The 23930-nt window shown below is 49.7% G+C and carries 19 protein-coding genes, 1 tRNA gene and 4 rRNA genes; 11 read left to right on the top strand and 13 right to left on the bottom strand.

The features are described from left to right. Positions 1 to 64 precede the first annotated feature (64 nt). Complete coding sequence (locus HV261_RS04685) at positions 65 to 1291, bottom strand: tyrosine-type recombinase/integrase (RefSeq protein WP_044597558.1); 1227 nt, start codon at positions 1289 to 1291, stop codon at positions 65 to 67. A gap of 275 nt (positions 1292 to 1566) precedes the next feature. Here HV261_RS04685 and yhdJ point away from each other — a divergent pair, with 275 nt between their 5' ends. Then, positions 1567 to 2451 carry an adenine-specific DNA-methyltransferase gene (yhdJ, locus tag HV261_RS04680; protein WP_202037600.1) on the top strand — a complete coding sequence of 295 codons (885 nt, stop codon included), beginning with the start codon at positions 1567 to 1569 and terminating at the stop codon, positions 2449 to 2451. A gap of 82 nt (positions 2452 to 2533) precedes the next feature. Continuing rightward, on the top strand, positions 2534 to 2698 hold the full coding sequence (locus HV261_RS04675; RefSeq protein ID WP_003025279.1) for a DUF2556 family protein: 165 nt from the start codon (positions 2534 to 2536) through the stop codon (positions 2696 to 2698). Positions 2699 to 2750: 52 nt separating this feature from the next. On the opposite strand, the gene envR is transcribed toward HV261_RS04675, so the two are convergent. Further along, positions 2751 to 3407 carry an acrEF/envCD operon transcriptional regulator gene (envR, locus tag HV261_RS04670; RefSeq protein ID WP_202037599.1) on the bottom strand — a complete coding sequence of 219 codons (657 nt, stop codon included), beginning with the start codon at positions 3405 to 3407 and terminating at the stop codon, positions 2751 to 2753. Between the two features lie 410 nt (positions 3408 to 3817). Here envR and HV261_RS04665 point away from each other — a divergent pair, with 410 nt between their 5' ends. From HV261_RS04665 to HV261_RS04635, 7 genes are all read left to right on the top strand, one after another. Continuing rightward, a complete protein-coding gene (locus HV261_RS04665) occupies positions 3818 to 4975 on the top strand; it encodes an efflux RND transporter periplasmic adaptor subunit (protein ID WP_202037598.1) in 1158 nt (385 codons plus the stop codon). Positions 4976 to 4986: 11 nt separating this feature from the next. After that, positions 4987 to 8100, top strand: coding sequence for an efflux RND transporter permease subunit (locus HV261_RS04660; protein WP_137382470.1), 3114 nt, complete (start codon positions 4987 to 4989; stop codon positions 8098 to 8100). Between the two features lie 270 nt (positions 8101 to 8370). After that, on the top strand, positions 8371 to 8592 hold the full coding sequence (locus tag HV261_RS04655; protein WP_048213468.1) for a putative periplasmic lipoprotein: 222 nt from the start codon (positions 8371 to 8373) through the stop codon (positions 8590 to 8592). A gap of 460 nt (positions 8593 to 9052) precedes the next feature. Then, positions 9053 to 10078, top strand: coding sequence for an amino acid ABC transporter substrate-binding protein (locus tag HV261_RS04650; protein ID WP_202037597.1), 1026 nt, complete (start codon positions 9053 to 9055; stop codon positions 10076 to 10078). A 69-nt stretch (positions 10079 to 10147) separates the two neighbouring features. Then, entirely contained in the window at positions 10148 to 11329 is a 1182-nt protein-coding gene (locus HV261_RS04645; protein ID WP_137382472.1) for an amino acid ABC transporter permease, read from the top strand. Positions 11330 to 11338: 9 nt separating this feature from the next. After that, positions 11339 to 12442: an amino acid ABC transporter permease gene (locus tag HV261_RS04640; RefSeq protein WP_202039657.1), complete on the top strand. Its 1104-nt coding sequence runs from the start codon at positions 11339 to 11341 to the stop codon at positions 12440 to 12442. Between the two features lie 7 nt (positions 12443 to 12449). Further along, positions 12450 to 13208 carry an amino acid ABC transporter ATP-binding protein gene (locus tag HV261_RS04635; protein WP_202037596.1) on the top strand — a complete coding sequence of 253 codons (759 nt, stop codon included), beginning with the start codon at positions 12450 to 12452 and terminating at the stop codon, positions 13206 to 13208. Positions 13209 to 13346: 138 nt separating this feature from the next. Here HV261_RS04635 and rrf (HV261_RS04630) read toward each other — a convergent pair. The 5 genes from rrf (HV261_RS04630) to HV261_RS04610 form a co-directional block, all read right to left on the bottom strand. After that, positions 13347 to 13462 (bottom strand): 5S ribosomal RNA (gene rrf / locus HV261_RS04630). Positions 13463 to 13501: 39 nt separating this feature from the next. After that, a tRNA-Thr gene (locus HV261_RS04625) sits at positions 13502 to 13577 on the bottom strand. A 14-nt stretch (positions 13578 to 13591) separates the two neighbouring features. Next, positions 13592 to 13707, bottom strand: a 5S ribosomal RNA gene (rrf, locus tag HV261_RS04620). A gap of 98 nt (positions 13708 to 13805) precedes the next feature. Beyond that, positions 13806 to 16712, bottom strand: a 23S ribosomal RNA gene (locus HV261_RS04615). 233 nt (positions 16713 to 16945) lie between these two features. Next, positions 16946 to 18485 (bottom strand): 16S ribosomal RNA (locus HV261_RS04610). The 16S, 23S and 5S rRNA genes sit together here with 1 tRNA gene alongside, the layout of an rRNA operon. Positions 18486 to 18957: 472 nt before the next feature. On the opposite strand from HV261_RS04610, the gene HV261_RS04605 reads away from it, so the two are divergent. Continuing rightward, entirely contained in the window at positions 18958 to 19512 is a 555-nt protein-coding gene (locus HV261_RS04605; RefSeq protein ID WP_202037595.1) for a gamma carbonic anhydrase family protein, read from the top strand. Here the strand turns inward: HV261_RS04605 and HV261_RS04600 are convergent. Genes HV261_RS04600 through dprA form a run of 6 tightly spaced genes read right to left on the bottom strand, consistent with a single transcriptional unit; the run spans position 19488 to position 23280 of the window. Beyond that, positions 19488 to 19745, bottom strand: coding sequence for a DUF1488 family protein (locus tag HV261_RS04600; protein WP_202037594.1), 258 nt, complete (start codon positions 19743 to 19745; stop codon positions 19488 to 19490). The genes HV261_RS04605 and HV261_RS04600 overlap by 25 nt on opposite strands. Continuing rightward, on the bottom strand, positions 19742 to 20563 hold the full coding sequence (aroE, locus tag HV261_RS04595) for a shikimate dehydrogenase (protein ID WP_202037593.1): 822 nt from the start codon (positions 20561 to 20563) through the stop codon (positions 19742 to 19744). The genes HV261_RS04600 and aroE overlap by 4 nt, the downstream gene beginning before the upstream one ends. Position 20564: 1 nt before the next feature. Further along, positions 20565 to 21137, bottom strand: a complete 573-nt coding sequence (gene tsaC / locus HV261_RS04590; RefSeq protein ID WP_202037592.1) for an L-threonylcarbamoyladenylate synthase type 1 TsaC — start codon at positions 21135 to 21137, stop codon at positions 20565 to 20567. A 4-nt stretch (positions 21138 to 21141) separates the two neighbouring features. Then, positions 21142 to 21684 (bottom strand): DNA topoisomerase family protein, encoded by a 543-nt coding sequence (locus HV261_RS04585; protein WP_137383637.1) that lies wholly within the window; start codon positions 21682 to 21684, stop codon positions 21142 to 21144. A gap of 26 nt (positions 21685 to 21710) precedes the next feature. Next, a complete protein-coding gene (smg, locus tag HV261_RS04580; protein WP_005134083.1) occupies positions 21711 to 22184 on the bottom strand; it encodes a DUF494 family protein Smg in 474 nt (157 codons plus the stop codon). Then, complete coding sequence (dprA, locus tag HV261_RS04575) at positions 22156 to 23280, bottom strand: DNA-protecting protein DprA (protein WP_202037591.1); 1125 nt, start codon at positions 23278 to 23280, stop codon at positions 22156 to 22158. The genes smg and dprA overlap by 29 nt, the downstream gene beginning before the upstream one ends. 129 nt (positions 23281 to 23409) lie before the next feature. Here dprA and def point away from each other — a divergent pair, with 129 nt between their 5' ends. Further along, complete coding sequence (gene def, locus HV261_RS04570; protein WP_040232019.1) at positions 23410 to 23919, top strand: peptide deformylase; 510 nt, start codon at positions 23410 to 23412, stop codon at positions 23917 to 23919. The last annotated feature ends 11 nt before the right edge of the window (positions 23920 to 23930 follow it).

The following is a 23930-nucleotide window of genomic DNA, read 5'->3' as shown; positions in this document are numbered from 1 at the left end:
TTGCGAGCCAGGCGGGTAGGGTTCCCCGCTTTTCGGTTGGCCGACCTAGACTCGCAAGACCAGTCTAATCTCTATTAGCTACAGGTAACAGAACCACATTTTGATGATTACCCGCAAGAAGTTCTAAGCGGTCATACCACTTGTTCAGCGCGTCCAGCTTCTCTGGCAAGTACAGACTACGGTTATAAATCGCCATAACTCCCGGCATTGAATGGCCCAGCAACTGTTCAACAACGTGCGGAGCGATACCCATATTATTCATATGCGTTGCAAGCGTTCGCCGTAGATCATGCAATGTCCAGGGTTCAGAATGCCCCAGTTTTTTATAAACACTACGGCCCCACTGGCTAACCGCTTCGCTATTCTTCACAACCCCAAGAAGGTAACCGGATGATTTTGTTTCATCGTGGAGCATTTCAATAAATGAACGCATCGCCTCAGGAACTGGACGCACAATCTTTTCACCACCTTTACTATGCGCTTTTGGTACTGTCCACACCCACGCCTCCATATCCCATTCGGCCCACTCTGACAATCTGGCCTCCTGGGTGCGGCAACCAAACAAAGTAGTGATCCTGAGCAAGTTTGTGTAGTAAGGCAGAAAAACATCGCCGGACGATATAGCAGCCCACAATCCCCCAACCTCTTTATCTTTCAGTACACGATCTTTTTTCGCCTGCTTTTTACCAACATCGGGAATACTCAAATCTTCAAGGGCGGTACTGACGGCGTAACGGCGAACGCGGCAGAATTTCAGAGCCTGCTTACACATCTGGAATACATAACCAGCAGCAACCGGCGTTTTCTTTTTCATCCTGTCAAAGCAGTCAAGCCAGTAACGGGTTTCGCAGTCAGCGAGCGCCATTTTCCCAATATAAGGGTAAATGTGTTTGCGCAGCTCCGCTTTATGCCGCTCAACGTTCGCACGGTTTTCTTCCGCATATTCGCGTATCCAGTATTCGATAGCTTCCTGCACCGTGACCGGTTTAAGCGTTTCCTGAGTAGTTAGCGCCAACTGGTGCTTTGGGTCTTTACCAGAGGCCAGCCACTGACGACATTTATCACGCGAGGAACGGGCCTCTTTGAGACTCATATCAGGGTAGCGCCCCAGAGTCAGCCGATGCAGCTTCTGCCCGTCGAGTCGGTAAGTAAACACCCAGCTAATGCCACCAGCTTTCGTTACCTTAGCGCTCAACCCGGCACCATCAGCATAAAACTCAATCTTACTGGCCGGGATGCCATGTAATCCCTTTAACTTCCTGTCGCTCAGTTTGTTAAGTTCGCCAGCCATAGACCATCACCCAGCCCAAAGTGTTTATACAAATGTTTATACAGAATTGCTTGCATAATAGCATAAACAACAAAAAGCACTGGAACAATATACAGTTACATTTTCATTTAACTGATTGATTTTAAATAAAATATAAAAACCACCGCAAAGCATGAAAACAGCTAATCTGACAGTACGGCATGAACTGATACTAATCAGCGAAATGTTTGTTTTAAAAGGCGCTACTCGGCATGGGGAAGCGCCTTTTTTATTCGCGTCACACGGGGGCTTTGGTGATGAAAGCAAGATGTGAACCTGTTTACTTTGGTGATGAATCCAAAAAGATAATCCAGGGTGATGCGCTGACTGAACTGAAAAAACTGCCGTCTGAAAGCATCGATCTGATCTTTGCCGACCCACCTTATAACATCGGGAAAGACTTTGACGGGTTAGTAGAATCCTGGGACGAAGAGAGCTTTCTGGCCTCGCTGTTCGAGTGCATTGATGAATGCCATCGAATATTAAAGCCACAAGGCACCATGTACATCATGAACAGTACGGAGAACATGCCGTACATCGATCTCAAATGCCGACAGCTTTTTACCATCAAAAGCCGTATTGTGTGGGCCTATGATAGCTCAGGAGTACAGGCCAAAAAGTACTTTGGCTCCATGTATGAACCGATCCTGATGATGGTCAAAGACCCCAAAAGCTATACATTTAACCGTGATGATATTTTGGTTGAAGCGAAAACCGGGGCGAAACGCGCGCTGATCGATTACAGAAAGAACCCACCTCAGCCCTACAACCAGAAAAAAGTACCCGGTAATGTCTGGGAGTTTCCACGCGTTCGCTACCTGATGGATGAATACGAAAACCACCCGACCCAAAAACCTAAAGCCCTGCTGGAACGCATCATTTTGGCCTCCTCGAACCCAAACGACTGGGTGTTAGATCCGTTCGCGGGTAGCTTCACTACCGGGGCAACGGCAGTGGATTTAGGGCGCCAGTTTATTGGTATTGAAATCAATGATGAATACGTAAAAATGGGACTGCGAAGACTGCGTATTAGCTCCCATTTTTCAGAGAATGAGCTTGCAAAGGTGAAAAAGCGCAAGACGAAAAACCTGTCTAAAAAGAATCGATTACCGGAAAAGAGCGGTGGGATTTCAGCAAAGTAAAAGCATTGTAAGTCTGCTTTTCAGCTTTTAGATTTCGTGTATATTCCCTGCACGCTTGGGCATGAATACACAGGATTTGGTAATGATTCGCAAGTATTGGTGGCTGGTTGTTTTTGCTGTCTTTGTTTTTCTTTTTGATGCACTACTCATTCAGTGGATAGAGTTGATGACAACAGAGCACGACAAGTGCCGAAATATGAACTCAGTGAATCCCCTCAAGCTGGTCAATTGCGTCGACCTCGAATAGTGCGCCCGGTGCTTACCGTTCTGTAACTGCCGTCAGTCCATGGCGGCAGAAACTAGCCAGCCTGATCCTCACCCTGAATCAATTGCAGCATGCAACCATCAGGGCTTAACATTTTTAATACATTATCGACTAATACAGGTGCTTGTTGGTAGAGATCATAACTCGCTGGATTCATTAACCAGTTTTTTATTATTCCGCTAAAACTGCCATGCAAAATAATGATGATAACGTCTAAATCAAGGCTGGTAGCGATCAAATTGTTAACCGCACACTGCTGCAAAGACTCACGAATACTTTGGTGACTCAGTCCTATTTTATCGCGAATCTCCTGCTCTGATATCATATCGTTATGAAATTCACATTTATGATATAAAATTTGCATTAATGCCTGCTGACGGGGATTCTCAGCAATATATTGCAAACCGACAACTAATTTCTCACGCAACCGCTGTAAAGGATTATCCCCCCAACGACCAATGAGTTTTTCCTGAATAAGGTTGCGGAGAGGAGGTTGTTGTAACCATAGCTCATTAAACAGCTGGGTCTTATTTTCAAAATGCCAGTAAAGTGCCCCCCGTGTCACGTTGGCGGCGTCCGCAATGTCGTTTAGCGTTGTATTGCCTACGCCTCGCACGGCAAACTGCGCTATCGCTGTTTCAATCAGGAGCTGGCGCGTTTTGAGGGCATCAGCTTTCGTTTTTCTGGCCATAGTTCCGAATGCCTAAGACAGAGTAGAGAATGATTAACTTTCTTATTTAATATTTACTATACGGAATAAATGTATCACCTGGCGATTGTTTAAACGAGTTCTAAACTATTTCATTTTGCTGATTACACACAAATAATCAAAACAAATAAACAACGCCAACACATTCACCAATCAGATAATCATTTCAATATGTATTTATACGCATCATAACATTGCGATTAACGACATAATAAGTCAGTAGCCGATTACTCTTTTTTTGTTTTTACGTGCCGTACATCGCCCCCATAAATAAGTATTGCTTACATCGCAAGCTAATAATTTGTAGGATAGCCAACTATTATTTTTTGTGCACGTTATCTCCCTCGCCTCACCCGGTAAATAACGAGCTTTCGGTTTTTTAAGGAATAGTAATGACGAAAAATGCCAGGTTCTCACTCCTGCCCTCATTCATCATCATCTCCGCTGCATTACTCGCCGGTTGTAACGATCAGGGAGATACACAAGCTCATCCTGCCGAGCCACAGGTTACTGTTCATGTCGTTGAGTCGGCTCCTTTAGCCGTGACGACTGAATTACCGGGACGAACGACCTCATTCCGTATTGCGGAAGTCCGCCCTCAGGTCAGCGGGATTGTACTTAAACGGAATTTCACCGAAGGGAGTGATGTTGAAGCAGGTCAATCGCTCTATCAGATCGACCCCGCAACCTACCAGGCAGACTATGACAGCGCCAAAGGTGAGCTGGCGAAGAGTGAAGCGGCTGCTGCAATTGCGCATTTAACCGTGAAACGCTACATCCCGCTGGTCGGCACAAAGTACATCAGCCAACAAGAGTACGATCAGGCCATTGCTGATGCGCGTCAGGCAGATGCTTCTGTTACTGCAGCAAAAGCAGCCGTTGAAAGCGCTCGCATTAATCTTGCCTACACCAAAGTCACATCGCCAATTAGCGGGCGTATCGGTAAATCCAACGTCACTGAAGGGGCGCTGGTCACCAATGGTCAGGCAACAGAGTTAGCTACCGTTCAGCAACTTGATCCTATTTATGTCGATGTCACGCAGTCCAGCAACGACTTTATGCGCCTCAAGCAATCCATTGAACAAGGTAGCCTGCATAAAGACAGCACCAGCAGCGCTGTTGAACTGGTGATGGAAAATGGCCAGGCCTACCCGCTGAAAGGCTCTTTGCAATTTTCTGACGTTACGGTTGATGAAAGCACCGGCTCCATCACCCTCAGAGCCGTGTTCCCTAACCCGCAGCACACCCTGTTACCAGGCATGTTTGTTCGCGCGCGTATCGATGAAGGTGTACAGCCCAATGCCATTCTCGTTCCACAACAGGGTGTAACGCGTACTCCGCGTGGTGATGCCACAGTGATGGTCGTTAACGACAAGAGCCAGGTTGAGCCTCGTGCCGTTGTCGCCGCGCAAGCTATTGGCGACAAATGGCTGATTAGCGACGGTTTAAAACCCGGCGATAAAGTCATCGTGAGCGGCTTACAGAAAGCACGCCCTGGCGTGCAGGTTAAAGCCACTACCGATGCCCCGGCAGCAGCTGCGGCGCAATAAGGTAAGCGGACATGGCAAACTTTTTTATTAGGCGACCTATCTTTGCCTGGGTGCTGGCCATCATTCTAATGATGGCGGGTGCTTTGGCGATCATGCAACTGCCCGTGGCGCAGTACCCTACCATCGCGCCCCCTGCCGTAGCGATTTCCGCAACCTACCCTGGTGCGGATGCACAGACGGTTCAGGACACAGTAACGCAGGTTATCGAACAGAACATGAACGGTATCGATAACCTGATGTATATGTCCTCCACCAGCGATTCAGCCGGGAGTGTGACCATCACACTGACGTTCCAGTCTGGGACCGACCCCGATATCGCGCAGGTCCAGGTGCAAAATAAGTTGCAGCTCGCCACACCGCTTCTGCCGCAGGAAGTCCAGCAGCAAGGTATCAGTGTTGAGAAATCGAGTAGCAGCTTTTTGATGGTTGCGGGTTTTGTTTCTGACAATCCGCAAACTACACAGGATGACATCTCCGATTACGTTGCCTCTAACGTTAAAGACACCATCAGTCGTCTGAACGGCGTTGGCGACGTGCAGCTGTTTGGTGCTCAGTACGCCATGCGCATCTGGCTGGATGCAAACTTGCTGAACAAGTACAAACTCACACCAGTCGATGTCATTAATCAGTTAAAAGTACAGAACGATCAGATAGCCGCAGGTCAGTTAGGTGGTACGCCGGCATTGCCTAATCAGCAGCTTAATGCCTCGATCATTGCGCAAACACGCCTTAAAGATCCAGAAGAGTTCGGCAAAGTCACCTTACGGGTGAACAGTGATGGCTCTGTTGTTCATCTGAAAGATGTCGCACGTATTGAGCTGGGCGGTGAAAACTATAATGTTGTTGCTCGCATTAACGGTAAACCAGCATCCGGTCTCGGTATTAAACTGGCCACCGGGGCAAACGCGCTGGATACCGCTAACGCCATCAAAGCCAAGTTGGTTGAACTGCAACCGTTCTTCCCGCAGGGAATGAAGGTCGTCTATCCGTACGACACGACGCCGTTTGTTACGATCTCTATTCACGAAGTGGTTAAAACGCTGTTTGAGGCGATCGTTCTGGTCTTCCTGGTCATGTATTTGTTCCTGCAAAACATCCGGGCGACGCTCATTCCGACCATCGCTGTCCCCGTCGTATTGTTGGGCACATTCGCCGTCCTTGCTGCGTTTGGCTACTCGATAAATACCCTAACGATGTTCGGGATGGTGCTCGCCATCGGCTTGTTGGTTGATGACGCGATAGTCGTGGTGGAAAACGTTGAACGCGTGATGATGGAAGATAATCTACCGCCGAAAGAGGCGACAGAGAAATCCATGTCACAAATTCAGGGTGCTCTGGTCGGTATCGCCATGGTGCTGTCTGCGGTATTTATCCCAATGGCCTTCTTTGGCGGTTCCACTGGGGCAATTTACCGACAGTTCTCAATCACGATTGTTTCTGCAATGGCGCTTTCCGTGCTGGTCGCCTTGATTCTGACGCCGGCACTGTGTGCAACATTACTGAAGCCCGTTTCTGCCGATCATCACGAGAAAAAAAGCGGCTTCTTTGGCTGGTTTAACGCCAAATTTGACCACAGCGTCAACCATTACACCAATAGCGTCAGTGGGATCATTCGCAAAACGGGGCGTTACCTGGTGGTGTATCTGGTCATTGTGATTGGGATGGCTGTACTCTTCATGCGCCTTCCAACCTCTTTCTTACCAGAGGAAGATCAGGGCGTATTCCTGACAATGATTCAGCTCCCGGCAGGGGCAACTCAAGAGCGTACTCAGAAAGTGCTGGATCAGGTCACTCACTACTATCTGAACAATGAAAAAGCGAATGTCGAGAGCGTCTTTACGGTTAACGGCTTTAGCTTCAGCGGTCAGGGACAAAACTCAGGGATGGCGTTCGTCAGCCTCAAACCCTGGGAAGAACGTAGCGGTAGCGAAAATAACGTTGAATCCGTTATTGCCCGCGCAACCCGGGCATTTAGTCAGATTCGCGATGGTTTAGTGTTCCCGTTCAACATGCCAGCCATTGTTGAGCTGGGTACGGCAACCGGTTTTGACTTTGAACTGATTGACCAGGGCGGGCTGGGACATGCCGCACTAACCCAAGCACGTAACCAGCTGCTGGGCATGGTGGCAAAACACCCTGACCTGCTGGTGCGCGTACGCCCTAACGGTCTTGAGGATACCGCGCAATTCAAGCTGGATGTCGATCAGGAAAAAGCACAAGCACTGGGTGTTTCATTATCTGATATCAACGAAACCATCTCTGCCGCCTTGGGGGGCTATTACGTCAATGACTTCATTGACCGTGGCCGCGTGAAAAAAGTGTACGTCCAGGCAGATGCTAAATTCCGTATGTTGCCGGAGGACATCAATAATCTGTATGTCCGCAGCGCCAATGGCGAAATGGTGCCATTTTCTACATTCAGTTCAGCACATTGGATTTACGGCTCGCCACGATTGGAACGTTACAATGGTATGCCATCAATGGAATTGCTGGGAGAAGCTGCGCCAGGCAGGAGTACCGGTGAGGCAATGGCCTTGATGGAAAGCCTTGCGGAAAAACTACCAAATGGTATCGGTCATGACTGGACGGGAATGTCCTATCAGGAACGACTGTCAGGCAACCAAGCTCCGGCGCTGTATGCCATCTCGCTGATCGTCGTCTTCCTTTGCCTTGCGGCATTGTATGAGAGCTGGTCGATTCCATTCTCTGTCATGCTTGTTGTACCGCTCGGTGTTGTTGGAGCATTGCTGGCAGCGTCACTTCGCGGGATGAATAACGACGTGTACTTCCAGGTGGGACTGCTAACGACCATCGGACTCTCTGCCAAAAACGCCATCCTGATCGTCGAATTTGCCAAAGACCTGATGGACAAAGAAGGCAAAGGGTTGATCGAAGCCACTCTCGAGGCTTCCCGCATGCGTCTTCGCCCTATCCTGATGACATCCCTGGCGTTTATTCTCGGGGTTATGCCTCTGGTTATCAGCCACGGTGCAGGTAGCGGTGCGCAGAATGCTGTTGGTACTGGTGTTATGGGGGGGATGCTCACCGCAACATTGTTAGCGATCTTCTTCGTTCCCGTCTTCTTCGTTGTCGTTAAACGGCGTTTTAGCCGGCACCACGATTAATTTGTAAAAAAAAGGCGTCCATGGACGCCTTTTTACATGATGATGAGTTCTTTATTTATTAATAAGATAGACATTTAATTCTGCTAAAACATTGCAGAAAAAACTTTCAGGCGCGCCCATTTTATCCATTATTTTTACAATCCACATGAATTGAGATTATTCCTCATGTCAGTCTTTTTTTAAGCAGTGGTAAAATAGCGGTCGAGTTCGCAGATGGCTGAGCGTTTGTCTTTGCTCAATTAGCGAAACGCTTATTTTTGAGGTAACACCATGAAAAGATTAATACCCGTTGCACTGCTTACCGCATTACTGGCTGGCTGTGCACACGATTCCCCTTGCGTGCCTGTCTATGACGATCAAGGGCGTCTGGTTCATACCAACACCTGTATGAAAGGCACCACACAGGATAACTGGGAAACTGCAGGCGCGATAGCCGGTGGTGCAGCTGCAGTTGCCGGCTTGACGCTTGGGATAGTTGCCTTGACGAAATAAATAATCATAAAAGCGCGGCCGTTGCCGCGCTTTTAGCCATAATGATTAAATCTTTATATAAGACAAAACGTTGGTTCATAGCATCGCTCATAAAATAAAATTATTATAGATTCGCTTCACATATCCATGACCTAAAATTAGCATTTTCTCTATTCTTCGTTATAACGCACATCCCTTTCATTATTCTCACGCTGCGGATATTCACGCCCGAAATTGTTATCTTGCGTCCTGTCTGAAATTTAAATATTTTGCGCTGAAATGTGGCTTACGTTTCAATTTTGCACCACTTCGGGGCGCTGCATTTATTTTTTCCTGTCTACACTCTGCATATTGCGTCGAATAATCGTGCGCAAAAACCTGGCACTACCTTTGCTTAGAAGAGTATGGCCAAAGCCACAGACAGGTAAAAGACGTTTGTAGAACGTTTCCATAACAATAATTCCTCCACACAGGATGCTCTATGAAAAAGATGATAATAGCCAGCCTGGCTGCGGCCGGCGTGCTGCTTGCGGTTGCAAATCAGGCACATGCCGGCGCAACTCTCGATGCCGTAAAGAAAAAGGGTTTTGTGCAATGTGGTATCAGTGATGGCCTGCCTGGTTTTTCTTACGCTGATGCAAGCGGTAAATTCTCTGGTATTGATGTCGATGTATGTCGTGGCGTTGCCGCTGCCGTATTTGGTGATGACAGCAAAGTAAAATATACCCCACTCACCGCCAAAGAGCGCTTCACCGCATTACAGTCTGGTGAGGTCGATATGCTTTCCCGTAATACCACATGGACTTCCTCTCGTGATGCGGGGATGGGCATGTCTTTTACTGGCGTAACCTATTACGACGGCATTGGTTTTCTCACCCATAATAAAGCGGGTCTGAAGAGCGCTAAAGAACTGGATGGCGCTACGGTTTGTATTCAGGCAGGAACAGATACTGAACTGAATGTGGCCGACTACTTTAAAGCCAATAACATGAAGTATACCCCTGTCACCTTTGACCGTTCTGATGAGTCCGCTAAAGCGCTGGAATCAGGGCGCTGCGATACGCTTGCTTCCGACCAGTCTCAGTTGTACGCCCTGCGGATCAAACTGAGCAACCCCGCAGAATGGATTGTACTGCCAGAAGTTATTTCTAAAGAACCACTGGGGCCAGTCGTGCGTCGTGGTGACGACGAGTGGTTCTCAATTGTTCGCTGGACGTTGTTCGCTATGCTGAACGCCGAAGAGATGGGTGTTAACTCGAAAAATGTTGACGAAAAAGCGGCAAATCCGGCAACACCGGATATGGCGCACCTGTTAGGTAAAGAGGGGGACTATGGCAAGGATCTGAAACTTGATAACAAATGGGCTTACAACATTATCAAGCAGGTAGGTAACTACTCGGAGATCTTTGAACGTAACGTTGGATCGGAAAGCCCGCTGAAGATCAAGCGTGGACAGAACAACCTCTGGAATAACGGTGGCATTCAGTATGCACCACCCGTGCGCTAATGCGCAGTGATGCAACGAGCGCCGCAACTGCGGCGCTCAGCCCAGAGTCATAGTTACCGAGGTTTTCTTATGTCCCATCGCCGCTCAAACGTAAAAGGATCGTTATCCTTTTCTAACCCTGCGGTCCGCGCCTGGTTATTTCAAATACTCGCTGTGATTGCAGTCGTTAGCATTGCGGTCTATCTCATTCATAACACTATTAATAACCTGAGCAGTCGCGGTATTACCTCGGGCTTTTCTTTTCTCGAACGCAGTGCCGGATTTGGTATCGTTCAGCATCTGATTGATTACGAGCAAGGCGATACATATGGCCGCGTCTTTATCGTCGGTCTGCTTAATACACTGTTAGTCTCCGCATTGTGCATTGTTTTCGCATCATTTCTCGGCTTTTTTCTCGGACTGGCACGGCTGTCGGATAACTGGTTACTGCGAAAGCTCTCTACGATTTATATCGAAACGTTCCGCAATATCCCGCCATTGCTGCAGATCTTCTTTTGGTATTTTGCCGTATTACGGAATTTGCCCGGACCGCGGCAGGCTGTTAGTACCCTGGATCTGGTCTTTCTGAGCAATCGTGGGCTCTACATTCCGGCACCACAGATGGGAGAAGGACTGATTACCTTCTGTGCCGCAATCGTGATTGCCGTCATCATCACCATTGGATTATTTCGCTTCAACAAAATGCACCAGACCAAAACAGGCCAGTTACGCCGAACATGGCCAACAGCCCTGGTGCTAATCGTGTTCCTACCGATGATTTCACATTGGATTTTCGGTGCGGCGCTGCACTGGGATATCCCTGAACTGCGCGGGTTTAACTTCCGTGGCGGTATGGTGCTTATTCCAGAATTGGCCGCCCTGACACTGGCGCTTTCTGTATACACCTCTGCATTTATTGCTGAAATTATCCGGGCGGGGATACAGGCAGTCCCTTATGGGCAGCATGAAGCGGCACGTTCTCTGGGCCTACCAAACCGGGTAACCCTGCGGCAGGTCATCATCCCACAGGCGTTGCGTGTCATTATTCCCCCACTGACGAGTCAGTATCTGAATATCGTCAAGAACTCCTCTCTCGCAGCCGCCATTGGCTACCCGGATATGGTGTCATTGTTTGCCGGAACCGTGCTCAATCAAACAGGGCAGGCCATCGAAACTATCGCCATCACCATGTCGGTTTACTTGATCATCAGCCTGAGTATTTCTCTGTTGATGAATATTTATAACCGCCGCATCGCACTGATTGAGCGCTAAGGAGCCATGATGACAAAAGCACTGCTGTCTCACCCCGCGCGCCCGAGCAGTAACCCGGTAAGTCGCATTCTATTTTGGGTACGTAAAAACCTGTTCTCTGGTTGGTCAAACAGCCTACTCACATTGCTATGCGTATGGCTTATTTGGTCGTTCCTTCCCCCGCTGTTGAACTGGGCATTCCTGCAGGCCAACTGGGTCGGTTCTACCCGGGCCGACTGTACCAAAGCAGGGGCTTGTTGGGTGTTCATCCATGAACGCTTTGGGCAATTCATGTATGGACTGTATCCACACGATCAACGCTGGCGCGTCAATCTGGCCCTGATTATTGGTCTGCTTTCCATCATCCCGATGTTCTTGAAAACCATCCCCCATCGTGGCCGCTATATCGCCATCTGGGCGGTGGTGTATCCCCTTACCGTCTGGTGGCTGATGTACGGTGGTTTTCTCGGGATTGAGCGAGTAGAAACCCGGCAGTGGGGGGGATTAACACTGACTCTGATTATCGCCTCCGTGGGTATCGCGGGCGCGCTTCCATGGGGAATTTTACTGGCGTTAGGCCGCCGTTCTCATATGCCGATCGTGCGTGTTTTATCGGTCATTTTCATTGAGTTCTGGCGTGGTGTACCGCTTATAACCGTCCTGTTTATGTCCTCAGTCATGCTCCCGCTATTTATGTCGGAAGGTACAACTATCGACAAACTTATTCGGGCACTGGTTGGCGTCATTCTTTTCCAGTCAGCCTATGTTGCTGAAGTGGTACGCGGGGGATTACAGGCCTTACCAAAAGGGCAGTACGAAGCCGCTGAATCACTGGCGCTCGGGTACTGGAAAACGCAGGGGCTGGTTATTCTTCCCCAGGCACTGAAGCTGGTCATTCCCGGTTTGGTCAATACCATCATCGCGCTATTCAAGGATACCAGTCTGGTCATCATCATCGGCCTGTTCGACCTCTTTAGCAGCGTCCAGCAAGCAACTGTCGACCCGGCCTGGTTGGGGATGTCGACAGAAGGATATGTTTTCGCTGCACTGATTTACTGGGTTTTCTGTTTCAGCATGTCGCGCTATAGCCAGCATCTGGAAAAACGTTTTAACACCGGGCGTACACCGCACTGAGGAATTTATGAGCCAAATAGTAATACCGTCCACTGACGCGATGATTACGCTGGAAAACGTCAACAAATGGTATGGGCAGTTTCATGTCCTGAAGAATATCAACCTGCAGGTAAAACAGGGAGAGCGTATCGTATTGTGCGGACCTTCTGGTTCCGGAAAATCGACGACTATCCGCTGTATTAACCATCTGGAAGAACATCAGCAAGGGCGTATTGTCGTGGATGGAATCGAACTCAACAAAGATATCCGCAATATCGAACGTGTCAGACAGGAAGTTGGCATGGTCTTCCAGCACTTTAATCTCTTCCCTCATTTAACGGTTCTGCAAAACTGCACACTGGCCCCTATTTGGGTGCAAAAGATGCCGAAGAAAGAAGCCGAAGTGCTGGCAATGCACTACCTTGAGCGGGTCCGCATTGCTGAACATGCACATAAGTATCCCGGGCAAATTTCCGGTGGTCAGCAACAGCGTGTCGCTATTGCGCGCTCGCTGTGCATGAAACCCAAAATCATGCTGTTTGACGAGCCCACGTCAGCGTTAGATCCCGAAATGGTAAAGGAAGTACTGGATACGATGATTGGCCTGGCGCAATCGGGAATGACAATGCTGTGTGTAACACATGAAATGGGGTTCGCCCGCACGGTAGCGGATCGGGTGATCTTTATGGATCTTGGTGAGATTGTCGAACAGGCGCCTCCAGATGAATTTTTTGCCCACCCTAAATCCGAACGAACTCGTGCCTTTTTGTCGCAGGTTATACATTAATGCCCCAATTGCCTGCACGTATCAGGCCGACCTCGTGGGCCGGGTAAAGCGTTTGCGCGTATCCGGCCTATTTTCCCTGATACGTTAAAAACGCAAAAAGGCCCAGTCTTTCGACTGGGCCTTTCGCTTTTATTTGATGTCTGGCAGTTCCCTACTCTCGCATGGGGAGACCCCACACTACCATCGGCGCTACGGCGTTTCACTTCTGAGTTCGGCATGGGGTCAGGTGGGACCACCGCGCTACAGCCGCCAGACAAATTCTTTACTAAGTGCCAAACTTTAACCCGAAAAACTGGTGCTGATACCCAGAGTCGAACTGGGGACCTCACCCTTACCAAGGGTGCGCTCTACCAACTGAGCCATATCAGCACACTAAATTTGATGCCTGGCAGTTCCCTACTCTCGCATGGGGAGACCCCACACTACCATCGGCGCTACGGCGTTTCACTTCTGAGTTCGGCATGGGGTCAGGTGGGACCACCGCGCTACAGCCGCCAGGCAAATTCTGTTTATCAGACCGCTTTTTGCGTTCTGATGTAATCTGTAATCAAGCTGAATTTCGATGTCTGTCTTTCGCCAAAACACCTTCGGCGTTGTAAGGTTAAGCCTCACGGTTCATTAGTATCGGTTAGCTCAATGTATCGCTACACTTACACACCCGACCTATCAACGTCGTCGTCTTCAACGTTCCTTCAGGAGACTTATAGTCTCAGGGAGAACTCATCTCGGGGCAAGTTTCGTGCTTAGATGCTTTCAGCACTTATCTCTTCCGCATTTAGCTACCGGGCAATGCCATTGGCATGACAACCCGAACACCAGTGATGCGTCCACTCCGGTCCTCTCGTACTAGGAGCAGCCCCCCTCAATTCTCCAGCGCCCACGGCAGATAGGGACCGAACTGTCTCACGACGTTCTAAACCCAGCTCGCGTACCACTTTAAATGGCGAACAGCCATACCCTTGGGACCTACTTCAGCCCCAGGATGTGATGAGCCGACATCGAGGTGCCAAACACCGCCGTCGATATGAACTCTTGGGCGGTATCAGCCTGTTATCCCCGGAGTACCTTTTATCCGTTGAGCGATGGCCCTTCCATTCAGAACCACCGGATCACTAAGACCTGCTTTCGCACCTGCTCGAGCCGTCACTCTCGCAGTCAAGCTAGCTTATGCCTTTGCACTAACCTCCTGATGTCCGACCAGGATTAGCTAACCTTCGTGCTCCTCCGTTACTCTTTAGGAGGAGACCGCCCCAGTCAAACTACCCACCAGACACTGTCCGCAACCCGGATCACGGGTCTACGTTAGAACACCAGCCATTAAAGGGTGGTATTTCAAGGTCGGCTCCACGCAGACTGGCGTCCACGCTTCAAAGCCTCCCACCTATCCTACACATCAAGGACCAGTGTTCAGTGTCAAGCTATAGTAAAGGTTCACGGGGTCTTTCCGTCTTGCCGCGGGTACACTGCATCTTCACAGCGAGTTCAATTTCACTGAGTCTCGGGTGGAGACAGCCTGGCCATCATTACGCCATTCGTGCAGGTCGGAACTTACCCGACAAGGAATTTCGCTACCTTAGGACCGTTATAGTTACGGCCGCCGTTTACCGGGGCTTCGATCAAGAGCTTCTCCTTACGGATAACCCCATCAATTAACCTTCCGGCACCGGGCAGGCGTCACACCGTATACGTCCACTTTCGTGTTTGCACAGTGCTGTGTTTTTAATAAACAGTTGCAGCCAGCTGGTATCTTCGACTGATTTCAGCTCCATGAGTAAATCACTTCACCTACATATCAGCGTGCCTTCTCCCGAAGTTACGGCACCATTTTGCCTAGTTCCTTCACCCGAGTTCTCTCAAGCGCCTTGGTATTCTCTACCTGACCACCTGTGTCGGTTTGGGGTACGATTTGATGTTACCTGATGCTTAGAGGCTTTTCCTGGAAGCAGGGCATTTGTTACTTCAGCACCGTAGTGCCTCGTCATCACACCTCAGCGTTAAAAGAAGTCCGGATTTACCTAAACTTCCCGCCTACATGCTTAAACCGGGACAACCGTCGCCCGGCTAACATAGCCTTCTCCGTCCCCCCTTCGCAGTAACACCAAGTACAGGAATATTAACCTGTTTCCCATCGACTACGCCTTTCGGCCTCGCCTTAGGGGTCGACTCACCCTGCCCCGATTAACGTTGGACAGGAACCCTTGGTCTTCCGGCGTGCGGGTTTTTCACCCGCATTATCGTTACTTATGTCAGCATTCGCACTTCTGATACCTCCAGCACCCCTCACAGGACACCTTCAACGGCTTACAGAACGCTCCCCTACCCAACAACACATAGTGTCGCTGCCGCAGCTTCGGTGCACAGTTTAGCCCCGTTACATCTTCCGCGCAGGCCGACTCGACCAGTGAGCTATTACGCTTTCTTTAAATGATGGCTGCTTCTAAGCCAACATCCTGGCTGTCTGTGCCTTCCCACATCGTTTCCCACTTAACTGTGACTTTGGGACCTTAGCTGGCGGTCTGGGTTGTTTCCCTCTTCACGACGGACGTTAGCACCCGCCGTGTGTCTCCCGTGATAACATTCTTCGGTATTCGCAGTTTGCATCGGGTTGGTAAGTCGGGATGACCCCCTAGCCGAAACAGTGCTCTACCCCCGAAGATGAATTCACGAGGCGCTACCTAAATAGCTTTCGGGGAGAACCAGCTATCTCCCGGTTTGATTGGCCTTTCACCCCCAGCCACAAGTCATCCGCTAATTTTTCAACATTAGTCGGTTCGGTCCTCCAGTTAGTGTTACCCAACCTTCAACCTGCCCATGGCTAGATCACCGGGTTTCGGGTCTATACCCTGCAACTTAACGCCCAGTTAAGACTCGGTTTCCCTTCGGCTCCCCTATTCGGTTAACCTTGCTACAGAATATAAGTCGCTGACCCATTATACAAAAGGTACGCAGTCACCCCATAAAGAGGCTCCCACTGCTTGTACGTACACGGTTTCAGGTTCTTTTTCACTCCCCTCGCCGGGGTTCTTTTCGCCTTTCCCTCACGGTACTGGTTCACTATCGGTCAGTCAGGAGTATTTAGCCTTGGAGGATGGTCCCCCCATATTCAGACAGGATACCACGTGTCCCGCCCTACTCTTCGAGTTCACAACACATGCGATTTTGTGTACGGGACTATCACCCTGTACCGTCGGACTTTCCAGACCGTTCCACTACCACACATGCTGATTCAGACTCTGGGCTGCTCCCCGTTCGCTCGCCGCTACTGGGGGAATCTCGGTTGATTTCTTTTCCTCGGGGTACTTAGATGTTTCAGTTCCCCCGGTTCGCTTCATTACGCTATGTATTCACGTAATGATAGTGTGACGAATCACACTGGGTTTCCCCATTCGGAAATCGCCGGTTATAACGGTTCATATCACCTTACCGACGCTTATCGCAGATTAGCACGTCCTTCATCGCCTCTGACTGCCAGGGCATCCACCGTGTACGCTTAGTCGCTTAACCTCACAACCCGAAGATGTTTCGTAAAACACCACCGTGTTGCGAAAATTTGAGAGACTCGAACACACCGCTTTTCATTTCTTATTACGGAGAAATGAAACAGTGTGTCGTTTCAATTTTCAGCTTGATCCAGATTTTTAAAGAGCAAAACTTCTTAATGCACTCGAAAGTACATTCAGAAGTTCATCATTCATCAGACAATCTGTGTGAGCACTACAAAGAACGTTTCTTTAAGGTAAGGAGGTGATCCAACCGCAGGTTCCCCTACGGTTACCTTGTTACGACTTCACCCCAGTCATGAATCACAAAGTGGTAAGCGCCCTCCCGAAGGTTAAGCTACCTACTTCTTTTGCAACCCACTCCCATGGTGTGACGGGCGGTGTGTACAAGGCCCGGGAACGTATTCACCGTGGCATTCTGATCCACGATTACTAGCGATTCCGACTTCATGGAGTCGAGTTGCAGACTCCAATCCGGACTACGACGCACTTTATGAGGTCCGCTTGCTCTCGCGAGGTCGCTTCTCTTTGTATGCGCCATTGTAGCACGTGTGTAGCCCTACTCGTAAGGGCCATGATGACTTGACGTCATCCCCACCTTCCTCCAGTTTATCACTGGCAGTCTCCTTTGAGTTCCCGGCCGGACCGCTGGCAACAAAGGATAAGGGTTGCGCTCGTTGCGGGACTTAACCCAACATTTCACAACACGAGCTGACGACAGCCATGCAGCACCTGTCTCACGGTTCCCGAAGGCACTAAAGCATCTCTGCTAAATTCCGTGGATGTCAAGAGTAGGTAAGGTTCTTCGCGTTGCATCGAATTAAACCACATGCTCCACCGCTTGTGCGGGCCCCCGTCAATTCATTTGAGTTTTAACCTTGCGGCCGTACTCCCCAGGCGGTCGACTTAACGCGTTAGCTCCGGAAGCCACGCCTCAAGGGCACAACCTCCAAGTCGACATCGTTTACGGCGTGGACTACCAGGGTATCTAATCCTGTTTGCTCCCCACGCTTTCGCACCTGAGCGTCAGTCTTTGTCCAGGGGGCCGCCTTCGCCACCGGTATTCCTCCAGATCTCTACGCATTTCACCGCTACACCTGGAATTCTACCCCCCTCTACAAGACTCTAGCCTGCCAGTTTCGGATGCAGTTCCCAGGTTGAGCCCGGGGATTTCACATCCGACTTGACAGACCGCCTGCGTGCGCTTTACGCCCAGTAATTCCGATTAACGCTTGCACCCTCCGTATTACCGCGGCTGCTGGCACGGAGTTAGCCGGTGCTTCTTCTGCGAGTAACGTCAATTGCTAAGGTTATTAACCTCAACACCTTCCTCCTCGCTGAAAGTACTTTACAACCCGAAGGCCTTCTTCATACACGCGGCATGGCTGCATCAGGCTTGCGCCCATTGTGCAATATTCCCCACTGCTGCCTCCCGTAGGAGTCTGGACCGTGTCTCAGTTCCAGTGTGGCTGGTCATCCTCTCAGACCAGCTAGGGATCGTCGCCTAGGTGAGCCGTTACCCCACCTACTAGCTAATCCCATCTGGGCACATCCGATGGCAAGAGGCCCGAAGGTCCCCCTCTTTGGTCTTGCGACGTTATGCGGTATTAGCTACCGTTTCCAGTAGTTATCCCCCTCCATCGGGCAGTTTCCCAGACATTACTCACCCGTCCGCCACTCGTCACCCAAGAGCAAGCTCTCTGTGCTACCGTTCGACTTGCATGTGTTAGGCCTGCCGCCAGCGTTCAATCTGAGCCATGATCAAACTCTTCAATTTAAGTTTGATGCTCGTGAATTAAACTTCGTAATGAATTACGTATGTTCACTCAGAGACTTGGTATTCATTTTTCGTCTTGCGACGTTAAGAATCCGTATCTTCGAGTGCCCACACAGATTGTCTGATAAATTGTTAAAGAGCAGTTGCGACGCGCTTTAGCGCTCTGTCGCGAGGTGGCGTATATTACGCTTTCCTCTTTCAGAGTCAACCTCTTATTTTCAGGTTTTTCTCTTCAACCGAACTGGCTGTTTGTGTGAAGTGATTCACATCCGCCGTGTCGATGGAGGCGCATTATAGGGATCCCATTCTTAAGCACAAGTGTTTTTTGGATCTTTTTTGCCGAATGCTTGTTTTTCACTCCTTTCGCTACATTCCTGTGCAATTTGGCTGATTTTTGATAACTAAATCACTTGCACAGTCTCAATAATCCAACCAAAGTCTTCATTACCGCCCTATTTTCATTGAGGTAAACATGTCTGATGTACTGCGTCCTTATAAGGATCTTTTCCCACAGATCGGCAAACGCGTCATGATCGATAGTAGTAGTGTTGTCATTGGCGATGCCCGTCTGGCTGATGATGTCGGGATTTGGCCACTGGTTGCGATTCGTGGTGACGTGAACTACGTACAGATTGGCGCCCGTACAAACATTCAGGATGGCAGCGTGCTGCATGTCACACATAAATCCACATCTAATCCGCAAGGCAACCCTCTGATCGTTGGCGAGGATGTGACTGTAGGTCATAAAGTCATGCTGCACGGCTGCATCATTGGCAACCGCGTTTTAGTCGGTATGGGATCGATTTTGCTGGACGGCGTAGTAGTAGAAGATGACGTCATGATCGGAGCGGGAAGTCTGGTACCGCAAAACAAGCGCCTGGAGAGCGGATATCTGTATCTGGGAAGCCCGGTTAAACAAATCCGCCCACTAACTGATGAAGAGAAAGCAGGTCTACAGTACTCTGCTAACAACTACGTGAAGTGGAAAGATGAGTATTTAGGTCAGGATAACCACACCCAACCTTGATCATCTTCCTGCTGGGCCTGGATCAATGCTTCAGCCTCTTCTTCCAGATCCCAGCGATATTCGCGAAAAGTCTCAAGCCACTGTTCAGGCGTGTCGCCGCCAAAACGATGCGCCAGTGTCTCTCCTTTTATGGCGCATTTTAGCTGCATACCATGAACCATCGCCGGGAAGACGACGGAACTAATCTCCACCACCCACTCTTCCCTATCAGGGAATTGAATCGCCTGATTCATGCAGAAAGTTCCTGTTGCAGTGTTTTAATCACAGGCTCAATCTCCGGCAGTACACCATGCCAGAGCAAAACAGCATGTGCCGCTTGCCCCACCAGCATTCCCAAACCATCGGCACAATGTTTTGCGCCATGTGATACGCACCAGGAAAGGAACGGGGTATTCCCCTTTTGGTAGAACATGTCGTAACAATAGACCGAAGAATGAATAAGCGATGCCGGAATGGCTGGAACATCACCGCTAATACCACTGGACGTTGCGTTGATGATCAGATCGAAGGTGTAATTATCCAGCTCATCCATTCCCACCGCCTGAACGCTGCCGGTGTGGGAGAAGAGCTGCGCCAACTCTTCAGCACGTGAGGCTGTACGATTAACAATAGTCACCGCGCAATCCATAGACAGGAGAGGCAGCAACACGCCACGGGACGCTCCACCAGCCCCAATCAGCAGTATGCGAGACCCGGGATGAATGAAAGACAAACGCTCAAGATCGCTAAGCAGGCCGATGCCATCGGTGTTATCACCCAGTAAACGCCCATCCTCCAGCCGTTTTAGGGTATTGACCGCCCCAGCCAGCGATGCCCGTTCTGTGAGTTCATCAGCACGCGCAAACGCCTCTTCTTTAAAGGGAACGGTAACATTAGCCCCTTTCCCCCCATCAGCAAAAAAGGCATTGAGCGTATTCACAAAGTTATTGATGGGCGCCAGCACCCGACCATAAGAGTGATCAATCTTCAGCTGCCGGGCAAATTGCTGATGAATAAAAGGCGACTTGCTGTGCGCTACCGGATTACCAAAAACAGCATAGGCTTCTTTCATATTACCCCTGTCGAAACTGTTCACCCGTCAAAGCATCTCTGATTTCCGAGGGATTCAAACGCCCGCCGGTATTACCTTCAATCACTGGAAAATCTTCCCCGAACTGCGCTCGGACTTCCTCTACCGTTCTGCAGGGTGGCAGTCCACTCAGATTGGCACTAGTAGAAACTAATGGCTTGCCATAAGCCTGGCACAATGCAACCACCAGCGGGTGATCCGTGACGCGCACGGCGAGCGAATCAAAACGACCGGTCAGCCAACGCGGCGTTGTCACAGGTGCCGGGAAAACGAAGGTGACAGGGCCAGGCCAGCGCGCGAAAACAGCTTCACGTTGAGCATCGGTGAGCATGCTGTCATCAATATACGGTTTGAGTTGATCAAAGTTTGCCGCAATCAAAATCAAACCTTTATCTATTGGACGTTGTTTGAGTTCCAACAGACGCGTTACCGCCGTTTCACTGTCAGGATCACACCCGACACCAAAAACAGCTTCTGTTGGATAAGCGATGACATTTTCTTGTTGCAGAACCTCTATCGCGGCAGCGATGGGGTCCATGGGCAGGTTTTTATTCACTTTTTTATTCCGCCGGGATCGGCTTTCCACATTGTTTACTGGCACAGAAATGCTTCACACCCTGCGCGGTTTTCTTTTCGATGAGTAGCGGATAGTGGCACTCTGGACACTCTCCGGCTAACGGTTTGAAGTTAATGACAAACTGACATTCCGGATAGCGATCGCAGGAGTAGAAGGTTTTGCCATAACGTGAACGCCGCTGAACCAAATGGCCCGTCTGGCATTGGGGGCATACTATTGCGGTTTCATCAGGCTTATCGATAAGCTCAGTGTGATCGCAGGCAGGGTAATCACTGCACCCAATAAACATACCGAATCGTCCCTGCCTCAGCACCAGTTCAGCGCCACATGCAGGGCAGAATTTACCCTCCAGAACTTTGACTATATGTCCGTCCGCAGATGATTTCAGCGGACGGACATAATCGCATTCTGGATAGTGTGAGCAACCGAGAAACGGGCCGTGTTTCCCGGAACGAATAACCAGTTCAGCCCCACATTGTGGGCAGGGCTCGTTTTTACGCACCGTAAACAGTGCTGATTTAGCCATAACAACTCATACTAAATGAAGATTGATTAATGCAGCATACCTTCATTCACTTCAAAGAGTAATTCTTCCATTTGCTGATAGGCATTTTCGCAGCCTGGAATGTTGAACAGAACCATCAGGATCACCCACTTCAGGTCTTCCAGATCAAACTCAGCCGTATCCAGCGCAAGTACGCGCTCTATTACCATTTCTCGCGTTTCGAGGTTTAGCACCTGAATCTGCTCCAGGAATAGCAGGAACCCCCGACAGCTCGCATCCAGCCGATCGCACTCTTCTGCAGTATAAATACGTACAGAGAGAGGATCTGATGCAAGCTGCATAGGTTCGGCAAGGCCGTCCTGATAATCAGCAAGCTTTTCCAGCCACAGTAACGCGTTGTAGATGTCTTCACGATCAAAACCAGCGTCGGTAAGATCCCGTTCCAGTTTGTCCTGATCCACACGCAGCTCAGCTTCGTTATGGATATATGTCTCAAACAAATACATTAGTACGTCGAACATGGCTTGCCCTCCTCAATCGGACATAGCCGCCGGGTACAGCTGCGATCCATCCTGCTAACTCCAGTTCGAGCAGTTGAGCCACTACCTCTGGCACAGGTTGGCCGGCACGTTCAGCGACGACGTCAACAGGTGTTACCTCATCTCCTACGTTAGCCAGGAGCTCTGAAAATGGCAATGCCACCTCTTCGTGATCCGGCGAATAAATTGATTTTTCAGGCTCATCTGGCAGCCATTGCAGCCCATATTGCAAACTTTCCAGTATTTCCTCTGGTGCCGTCACAAGCATGGCTCCCTGCTGAATGAGCCAATGGGGGCCTTCACTTCCCGGGCTCCCTATCGGTCCAGGCAAAGCAAAAACCTCCCGTCCTTGTTCCAGCGCACAGCGTGCAGTGACTAATGAGCCACTACGCTGTGCCGCTTCAACAACCAGTACTCCCTTACTTAGACCACTAATAATACGATTTCGTCGGGGAAAATTACGCGGTAAAGGGAGCATATCCAAAGGAAACTCGGACACCAGCGCGCCCCCGGCCTCTATCAAGCTTTCAGCAAGACGAACATGTCGCCGTGGATATATGGTTTCCAGACCATTTCCCAGTACCGCAATACTGGCCCCGTGTGTATTTATCGCTGCAGTATGCGCCACACCGTCAATCCCTTTAGCCAGTCCGCTAGTGATCGTCACACCACATGCTGCAAGCTTTTCACAGAACAACCGCGCCCATCGTTCGCCATACCAGGAGTACTGCCGACTGCCGACAACAGCAACTTGAAATGAGTGAAGACACTCAGGGCGACCGGCAATGAAAAGTACGCCAGGGTAATCCTCAATAGCACGCAGCTGTGGCGGAAAATACTTGCTGTCGGCAAAAACCAGATGATGATGGGGTAACTCAAGCCAACGCAGCGTTTTTTCCAGTGACGGCTCAGAAAAAGCCAGAAAACGTTCGATCTGGCGAGGAGTGAGCCCTGCATGCCGAAGTATCGTATTGTTAATACTTGGTTGAGCAATAAGCCAGTGAGCAGTGCGCACCATCTCATCACCATACAGTTCATTCACTTGTGCTAAACGCAACCAAATCTCAATATGGGTCATCCCTGTTCCCCTGCCACAAGCAGTCCTGGCAATCTTTGCGATTGGTCACTGATGCTGTCAATCAGAGCGGGTTTTGTCTAGAATAGAGGTAATAATCTTTCCAATTCCTGAACACAACTCTGGATAACTATGTCAGTTTTGCAAGTGTTACATATTCCGGACGAGCGTCTTCGCAAAGTCGCAAAGCCGGTTGAAGAAGTGAATGCAGAAATTCAGCGTATCGTTGATGATATGTTCGAAACGATGTACGCCGAAGAAGGTATCGGTCTGGCCGCAACACAGGTCGATATTCATCAGCGCATCATTGTTATTGATGTCTCTGAAAACCGTGACGAGCGTCTGGTACTCATTAACCCAGAGCTGCTGGAGAAAGACGGCGAAACGGGCATTGAAGAAGGCTGCCTGTCGATTCCTGAACAACGTGCATTAGTACCGCGCGCTGAAAAAGTAAAAATTCGTGCGCTCGATCGCGACGGCAAGCCTTTTGAACTGGAGGCCGATGGCCTGTTGGCTATCTGCATCCAACATGAAATGGATCACCTGGTCGGTAAACTGTTTATCGATTATCTGTCTCCGTTGAAGCAACAACGTATTCGTCAGAAAGTTGAAAAACTCGACCGCCTGAACGCCCGAGCTTAAGGACAAGAATC

Source organism: Citrobacter sp. RHBSTW-00671 (assembly GCF_014103415.1).
GTDB lineage: Bacteria > Pseudomonadota > Gammaproteobacteria > Enterobacterales > Enterobacteriaceae > Citrobacter.
The sequence above is the reverse complement of the archived record's forward strand: the minus strand, read 5'-3'. Positions and strand labels throughout refer to the sequence as shown.